This is a genomic window from Dysgonomonas sp. Shenzhen-Wh21, assembly GCF_043392705.1.
In the GTDB taxonomy this organism is placed as follows: Bacteria; Bacteroidota; Bacteroidia; order Bacteroidales; family Dysgonomonadaceae; genus Dysgonomonas.
The window spans coordinates 1-5,475 of sequence record NZ_JAIXHZ010000144.1 but is presented as its reverse complement, the minus strand read 5'-3'; the positions used below and the strand labels follow the sequence as shown (position 1 = coordinate 5,475).

Sequence of the window (5,475 nt, the reverse complement as noted above, 5' to 3'; positions counted from 1 at the left end):
GCCCCGGAATGATTGAAGTATCAACATTTGAAAGTGACGGACAAACGGAAAAAACGAATTTCTCAATTAATTATATGAATGAGACCAATACGCTAAAGGTTATAGCAAAATGGCTACCTACCAGTGCTACAAACTTAGAAGCGGGTCAAATATGGAATGATAACGGAACATTGAAAATCAAATAAATTATTAAATCATTTAAAAGTAAAATTATGAGTATTACAGAAGAAAAATTAAACAGGATCAAAACAGAGTACGGCGAAAACGCATATGAACAGTATCTAAACGCAGAGAATGCAGTTAAGGATATGGACTTAAGCCAGTCAGATAGAAATTATCGTATCGGTCAGTCTTATGGTAAGGGCTGCAATAGTTACACAATGCAGCAGCATCGCCATATCGATCAGATTGTAAAAGATTGTGAACCTACACAGGAGGACATCAATAAAGTAGCTGATGAAGCAGCCAAAACAATTTTAGGTTAAACAATCAAATAATTATTGAGATGGAAAAATTATCAAAAGAAGCCCTAGAGAGGCTCACAGCTAAACACGGCAAAGATGCTATGGATAAATTCAACGAAATAGCATCCGATGTAAAATCCGAGAAAGAAAAAGGGAATACGGAGTTTCAAAATTTAATGAAAGATATATCAAAGAGATAAGTTATGGAAAAGATATTGATAACTAAGAACCAAAGCAAGATAGATGCCGATGATATCCGCTATAAGAATGCAGTATCGTTGTTGCAGGCAGTTATAGACGAAATCACGAAAGAGGGGATATCTATTGATGATAGTATCTTGACCGATATTTACCCCGATGCATCCGGACTAAGAAAGAAAGTAGAAGCGATGATAGAAAAAGAAGCCGGTAAATCAAGCTTTCTTTTCGGAAGAGCTAAAGCCAAAAAGATATTATTGCCAATACTCGACACACTACCCGCTTATACGAAAAAAGTACAGGCAATACTTGAAGCTGGCAATAGCCAGGACTTAAATCTTAATATAACATCGTTCGATGTAAGCAAAGGGGTTGTTAAACTCTCAAAGGACTATCTAGATCATGTTATTGAACATTATAGCGTCTATGCTGACAGTGACATTCAAAAGAAAGCATACGAACTATCTACACAGATTGTCGAGAAGGTAAAAGAATTGGATATGCTTCTTGTTAATAGCTCTGATCGTATCCGTGCGGTATCTACTCCCGGAACATCAAGTTTTGGACTATTGACACCTAATATGTTTTTATTGGACTTTAATGCTCAGACAATACCACTGATAGGTAAAAAACTATATTAAACAAACAGCCTTCGGGTGGTTAACTCTACCCGGGGGGTATTTACCAGATTTATGGATATAAACAGAATAAAAGAAATAGCAGAACTGAAAGAGCGCATAGGCAAAATAGAGATAGAGATATTAGCCCCAAAACTCACAGATATTTCTCATATCCCAATGATATACGAGTGGATCTGTGAATTTTCAAAGGAGATACCCGGCTATCCCAAGCAGGGCACCCCCGATGCAAACAAAAGGGCTCTATTCTGTTTTATAGCTCTATACTCTCCCCGGTCATTCACTGATACAGGTTTTATGATTCGTGGCCTACGAGATGAGATCGCTAAATTATTTAATCTCTCTGGTAGCCACATATCAAACTTATCTAAAGATTTGGCATTTCATCACAAGATATATTCTGATTATAGAAATGATGTAGATACCCTATTGCAGAGTATAAATGAGCGAATTGATAGGAGAATCCTAGAACTGCTGGTACAAAGGTAAATATGAAAAGAACATTGATATACATATTTTGATATGGCACAAAGAAAAGGACAAACAGGAAACCCAAATGGACGCCCCAAAGGTAGACCCAACAAAGTAACATCTGAGCTAAAAGGATGGATTCAGGAGGTTATAGATGGTAATAGATCAAAGTTTGAAAAAGACCTCAAAGAATTAGAGCCGAAGGATAGACTGACCATTATGGAACGTCTGCTTCAGTACATAGTTCCAAAACAGCAAGCTATCAGTATGGAGGCTCAGGTAGAACTTGAATATAAAGAACTCGAAAAACTACTAGACAAAGCACCTGATAAGGTTGTAGATGCACTATTAGAAAGAATGAATAAAATAACAAACAACGAAGATGAAGATTGATAACGAATTAAAAAGAAAATTACTCGCTGCTATTGCAGTCGGTAAGTTAGATTTTGAGAAGTTCCCCGAATTAGTAGAGGCTTGCCGGGAGCACTCACGAACAAAGCCAATGACAAAGAAGCAAGCACGAAAGATCATTGAGACACTTGATTATGATTTATCCGTGCTTACAGATGAGGAGTTAGCAACATTTCACGAATTACACCAAAAAGTAACGAACAATGGGAACAAAAAAGGAGAAGGTAAATAAAATACTATCGAAATTAAAGGGATATGAGGTTATAACGTCTATTCCTGTCAGTTGGTGGATAACTAACCCAAGTAAAGTAAAAGAAGCTCTTAAAAACGCTAAAAATCAATTGTTATGAATAAGCAAGACAAAATTAAACGCATCCTATCGGAACTCAAAGGAGAGAAGCCTGAAAATATTACTATCGCTATCATAGATCGCACGTGTGAGCCTGCAATGTATTATGATAATATAAGTATGGATAACGGTATACCATTGAGTAAGGACGAACTAAATGCTTACAATAATGGAAAGTCTATCACTTCAATAATTAATGACCGTTCGTGATGTTTTATTGATGAGATATTGAGGGTGTAGATTGGGAACACCCTTTTTTATGCCTTTTGGTTTAACGATTGATAATCAGCCTTAGGGGAAATTTTTCCGATGCACCATAAAACACGGAATTCCGTACTTTACGAAAATATTTGAAAAGTAGTCCACTTCAATGCGTGACGATGGTGACGCTCGTGACGATAGAAAAAGACTTTATTTTTCGCCTCTAGCTAATTGAGTTAAATAGAATTTGTGAGTTTTATCTAAAAACACTACATAGAAAGTATCTTTTATTATGTGCCCAGCTATAACAGCAGGTCCAGTTATATGAATCCTTCCCCATTTAGCATCTTCAGGGACATGATCTGGATATTTAAACATTGTTTTATCTTGGGATGGAAAATCTCCATAGATGGTAAACTTTACTTTATCAATCTGTTCGACTAAAGGGCGAGAACAATATCCCGCTAGCGTTTCCATCATCTTTGAAAGAAGTCCTTCTTTTTGCCAATCTTTAAATGTAGAACCGAACTTTTGAGATGTATCAATATACTGAAAAGACACCTTAAAATTAGAGGTATCAGCTTCTTGAATTGTCTTCTTATTAGCTAATACCTCCTTTATGACTGATGGCTGTTTTTCTTTTGAAAATTTAGCCATTTATCTCTCTCTTATAAAATTCTAACGTTGTTTTTTTTGATATAGAAACCGAGCACTTCGCCCCTTCCCCATACCCTTTTCTTGCCTCAATCCAAGGATATTCACGATGGGTAGAAGCTTCTAACTGAGGTCCTGTCCAGCTTGACAATTCGCCCAATATTTCTTTAAGCATTATTTGTTGATCCGATGTTAACTTCTTGATTTCATCATCTGGGTTTATCCCCTTGTCACTGTATGACAAATCACTATAAAGTATAGATTTGTCTTTTAGACTATTATAGATAGTTCTACTAACAGGACCGTGTGCCCACGCTTCAAACTCATCAGTTACTAATTCCTCTCCAAAATAGGCCATATGATAAGCATCACAATAGAATAACAACTTTTGTAATTTCAAATGCGACATAGGACCATAATTTTTGAGAATATAATCTGCTAATATGGACGAATCAATCTTTGATAATGTTGCTGTTATTTCCATAACTATTTTGATTAGTGTTGATCAATTACGATACAAAGATAAAATGAGGTTTGTTAAAATACGTCATAAATAATGTTAATAAATATAGCCCAAATCAAATGTAATTATTTGTATTTTAATCAATAACAGACATCCTCACCAACTGATCACTAATAGATAAATTCAAAAATTAAAAATGCAGATTTATAGCTTAGATATCCTTTAATTTAGTCGCCGGTAATTGCTTTCTTTTGTGTTTATCTTCTTACAAATTAAGAGGGATACTTTAGGCTATATTAGTGCTTCCTGTTTACATTTATCGAAATACGAATCAATATCCTCTTTATCGTATAGCCATCTTCTGCTTTTGTCCTTGAATGCTTTTATGTATCCTTTTTTTACAAGTGCATCTATACCGTCTCTGCCAAGACCGATATATTCAGATAGCTCATTTAATGTGAAATATTTCCCTGCTACCATAGTCGGTTTAATAATATATCATTAATCTTTCATCCTTTCTCTACTTTGATCTACCCTTTGATAACCTATTATTCTTTACTCTGTGTGCTTCTGCAAGTTCAATAGTTCTATATCGACCCTCTTTATATGTCTTCCGTGCGTCGATCTCACCTGTTTTTAGCTTTTCCTAAAACTTTGTATATCCAATATGGATAAATTTCATAAAATTAGACAGTTTCATTATTTCTTACGTTTCATATTCTCCCACATCTCTATACCTGTAATAATATCGGATAGTAAGTATTGGGCTTTATAATCACTCTTACTTGTGTCTTTCAAAAAACCGTTAGCAATAAGTAAATCTATTTTCGGTTGCCCAAACTGAGCGTATGATTCTCTTTTTGAAAGGGCGTATCTTCCAGTTTCGATAAATCCCTTTAATGTTGAGTTCACTATCTTTTGTATTAGCTTAACGTCTGCTGTTATGTCTATTGTAAAGTTCATATTAAAATAATCTTAATTGGATATTCCCACAAAGTAGTTACCTCTACTCCTTTTCAACTTTTATTCTACCATTACAATGTGGACAAGTGATAACATTCTGTTTTGGTTGCTCGAATAGGTCCGTAAAGGGAACACCCAGAGCAACGGCGATGCGTTCATATGTATCTATTGAAGGCTTAGTCTTTTCATTAATCAACTTGCTCAAATTTTGAGGTGTTATTTCTATCAATACCGCAAGCTCTGCAACCTGCATACTTTTCTCTTTTAAAATCTCTTTAATTCTTAATCCCATATTTAGACTAATTAATGTTTAACGTTATGCAAATATAAACCATGTTTTAATGACATTCGTTATCTAAAATGTTAAAAGTAACGTTTTCGATTAAAAATATTTGATATAAGTATTGTTTGTTTAATCTTTATCGTTATCTTTGAAGTGTAATTAAACGGTAAACATTAAATGTTGCGATTATGACTACTTACAACCTATCATCGATAATGAAAGAAGCCCACAAAATAAGAAGAGGCTATAAAGTTTCAATGTCGGATGCTTTAAAACAAGCTTGGAAGATTGCTAAAGTTGAGGTTCGCAATAATGCTATACTAGCAGCTAGAAAGGCAGCTTACGAAGCTAAACTAGCCAAAGAGGTAGCGGAATATAAC

Annotated in this window: 14 protein-coding genes and 1 pseudogene; 10 read left to right on the top strand and 5 right to left on the bottom strand. The window is 34.8% G+C overall.

Annotated elements, in window-relative coordinates; translation table 11 throughout:
* From LDB17_RS09930 to LDB17_RS09890, 9 genes are all read left to right on the top strand, one after another.
* Positions 1-185: hypothetical protein (locus LDB17_RS09930; protein ID WP_393925016.1), on the top strand; the 185-nt coding region annotated here is incomplete at its 5' end.
* A gap of 27 nt (positions 186-212) precedes the next feature.
* Entirely contained in the window at positions 213-485 is a 273-nt protein-coding gene (locus tag LDB17_RS09925) for a hypothetical protein (RefSeq protein WP_252637621.1), read from the top strand.
* A 20-nt stretch (positions 486-505) separates the two neighbouring features.
* The gene (locus tag LDB17_RS09920; RefSeq protein WP_252637619.1) at positions 506-664 is read left to right on the top strand and encodes a hypothetical protein; all 159 of its coding nucleotides are present in this window, start codon (positions 506-508) and stop codon (positions 662-664) included.
* Positions 665-667: 3 nt separating this feature from the next.
* Entirely contained in the window at positions 668-1,303 is a 636-nt protein-coding gene (locus tag LDB17_RS09915) for a hypothetical protein (protein ID WP_252637617.1), read from the top strand.
* Between the two features lie 51 nt (positions 1,304-1,354).
* Positions 1,355-1,789: a hypothetical protein gene (locus LDB17_RS09910; protein ID WP_252637616.1), complete on the top strand. Its 435-nt coding sequence runs from the start codon at positions 1,355-1,357 to the stop codon at positions 1,787-1,789.
* Between the two features lie 33 nt (positions 1,790-1,822).
* Positions 1,823-2,164, top strand: a complete 342-nt coding sequence (locus LDB17_RS09905; protein ID WP_252637615.1) for a hypothetical protein — start codon at positions 1,823-1,825, stop codon at positions 2,162-2,164.
* Positions 2,154-2,414 (top strand): hypothetical protein, encoded by a 261-nt coding sequence (locus LDB17_RS09900; RefSeq protein WP_252637614.1) that lies wholly within the window; start codon positions 2,154-2,156, stop codon positions 2,412-2,414. The genes LDB17_RS09905 and LDB17_RS09900 overlap by 11 nt, the downstream gene beginning before the upstream one ends.
* Complete coding sequence (locus tag LDB17_RS09895; protein WP_393925015.1) at positions 2,386-2,532, top strand: hypothetical protein; 147 nt, start codon at positions 2,386-2,388, stop codon at positions 2,530-2,532. The genes LDB17_RS09900 and LDB17_RS09895 overlap by 29 nt, the downstream gene beginning before the upstream one ends.
* Positions 2,529-2,741 carry a hypothetical protein gene (locus LDB17_RS09890; protein ID WP_252637613.1) on the top strand — a complete coding sequence of 71 codons (213 nt, stop codon included), beginning with the start codon at positions 2,529-2,531 and terminating at the stop codon, positions 2,739-2,741. The genes LDB17_RS09895 and LDB17_RS09890 overlap by 4 nt, the downstream gene beginning before the upstream one ends.
* A gap of 201 nt (positions 2,742-2,942) precedes the next feature.
* On the opposite strand, the gene LDB17_RS09885 is transcribed toward LDB17_RS09890, so the two are convergent.
* The 5 genes from LDB17_RS09885 to LDB17_RS09865 form a co-directional block, all read right to left on the bottom strand.
* The gene (locus LDB17_RS09885) at positions 2,943-3,389 is read right to left on the bottom strand and encodes a hypothetical protein (RefSeq protein ID WP_252637612.1); all 447 of its coding nucleotides are present in this window, start codon (positions 3,387-3,389) and stop codon (positions 2,943-2,945) included.
* Complete coding sequence (locus LDB17_RS09880) at positions 3,382-3,870, bottom strand: Panacea domain-containing protein (RefSeq protein ID WP_252637611.1); 489 nt, start codon at positions 3,868-3,870, stop codon at positions 3,382-3,384. Before LDB17_RS09880 ends, LDB17_RS09885 begins: the two co-directional genes overlap by 8 nt.
* Positions 3,871-4,140: 270 nt before the next feature.
* On the bottom strand, positions 4,141-4,329 hold the full coding sequence (locus LDB17_RS09875) for an AlpA family transcriptional regulator (RefSeq protein ID WP_252637609.1): 189 nt from the start codon (positions 4,327-4,329) through the stop codon (positions 4,141-4,143).
* A 219-nt stretch (positions 4,330-4,548) separates the two neighbouring features.
* Positions 4,549-4,812 carry a hypothetical protein gene (locus tag LDB17_RS09870; RefSeq protein ID WP_252637607.1) on the bottom strand — a complete coding sequence of 88 codons (264 nt, stop codon included), beginning with the start codon at positions 4,810-4,812 and terminating at the stop codon, positions 4,549-4,551.
* Positions 4,813-4,855: 43 nt separating this feature from the next.
* A complete protein-coding gene (locus LDB17_RS09865) occupies positions 4,856-5,104 on the bottom strand; it encodes a helix-turn-helix domain-containing protein (protein WP_252637605.1) in 249 nt (82 codons plus the stop codon).
* 179 nt (positions 5,105-5,283) lie between these two features.
* Between LDB17_RS09865 and LDB17_RS09860 the strand changes: the two are divergent.
* Positions 5,284-5,475: pseudogene (locus LDB17_RS09860) on the top strand (hypothetical protein); the annotation flags it as partial.

Coding starts and splice junctions, on each gene's coding strand:
- LDB17_RS09905 (WP_252637615.1), top strand. CDS start 1,823: ATGGCACAAAGAAAAGGACAAACAGGAAACCCAAATGGACGCCCCAAA.
- LDB17_RS09880 (WP_252637611.1), bottom strand. CDS start 3,870: ATGGAAATAACAGCAACATTATCAAAGATTGATTCGTCCATATTAGCA.
- LDB17_RS09870 (WP_252637607.1), bottom strand. CDS start 4,812: ATGAACTTTACAATAGACATAACAGCAGACGTTAAGCTAATACAAAAG.
- LDB17_RS09890 (WP_252637613.1), top strand. CDS start 2,529: ATGAATAAGCAAGACAAAATTAAACGCATCCTATCGGAACTCAAAGGA.
- LDB17_RS09900 (WP_252637614.1), top strand. CDS start 2,154: ATGAAGATTGATAACGAATTAAAAAGAAAATTACTCGCTGCTATTGCA.
- LDB17_RS09915 (WP_252637617.1), top strand. CDS start 668: ATGGAAAAGATATTGATAACTAAGAACCAAAGCAAGATAGATGCCGAT.
- LDB17_RS09875 (WP_252637609.1), bottom strand. CDS start 4,329: ATGGTAGCAGGGAAATATTTCACATTAAATGAGCTATCTGAATATATC.
- LDB17_RS09885 (WP_252637612.1), bottom strand. CDS start 3,389: ATGGCTAAATTTTCAAAAGAAAAACAGCCATCAGTCATAAAGGAGGTA.
- LDB17_RS09895 (WP_393925015.1), top strand. CDS start 2,386: ATGGGAACAAAAAAGGAGAAGGTAAATAAAATACTATCGAAATTAAAG.
- LDB17_RS09865 (WP_252637605.1), bottom strand. CDS start 5,104: ATGGGATTAAGAATTAAAGAGATTTTAAAAGAGAAAAGTATGCAGGTT.
- LDB17_RS09920 (WP_252637619.1), top strand. CDS start 506: ATGGAAAAATTATCAAAAGAAGCCCTAGAGAGGCTCACAGCTAAACAC.
- LDB17_RS09910 (WP_252637616.1), top strand. CDS start 1,355: ATGGATATAAACAGAATAAAAGAAATAGCAGAACTGAAAGAGCGCATA.
- LDB17_RS09925 (WP_252637621.1), top strand. CDS start 213: ATGAGTATTACAGAAGAAAAATTAAACAGGATCAAAACAGAGTACGGC.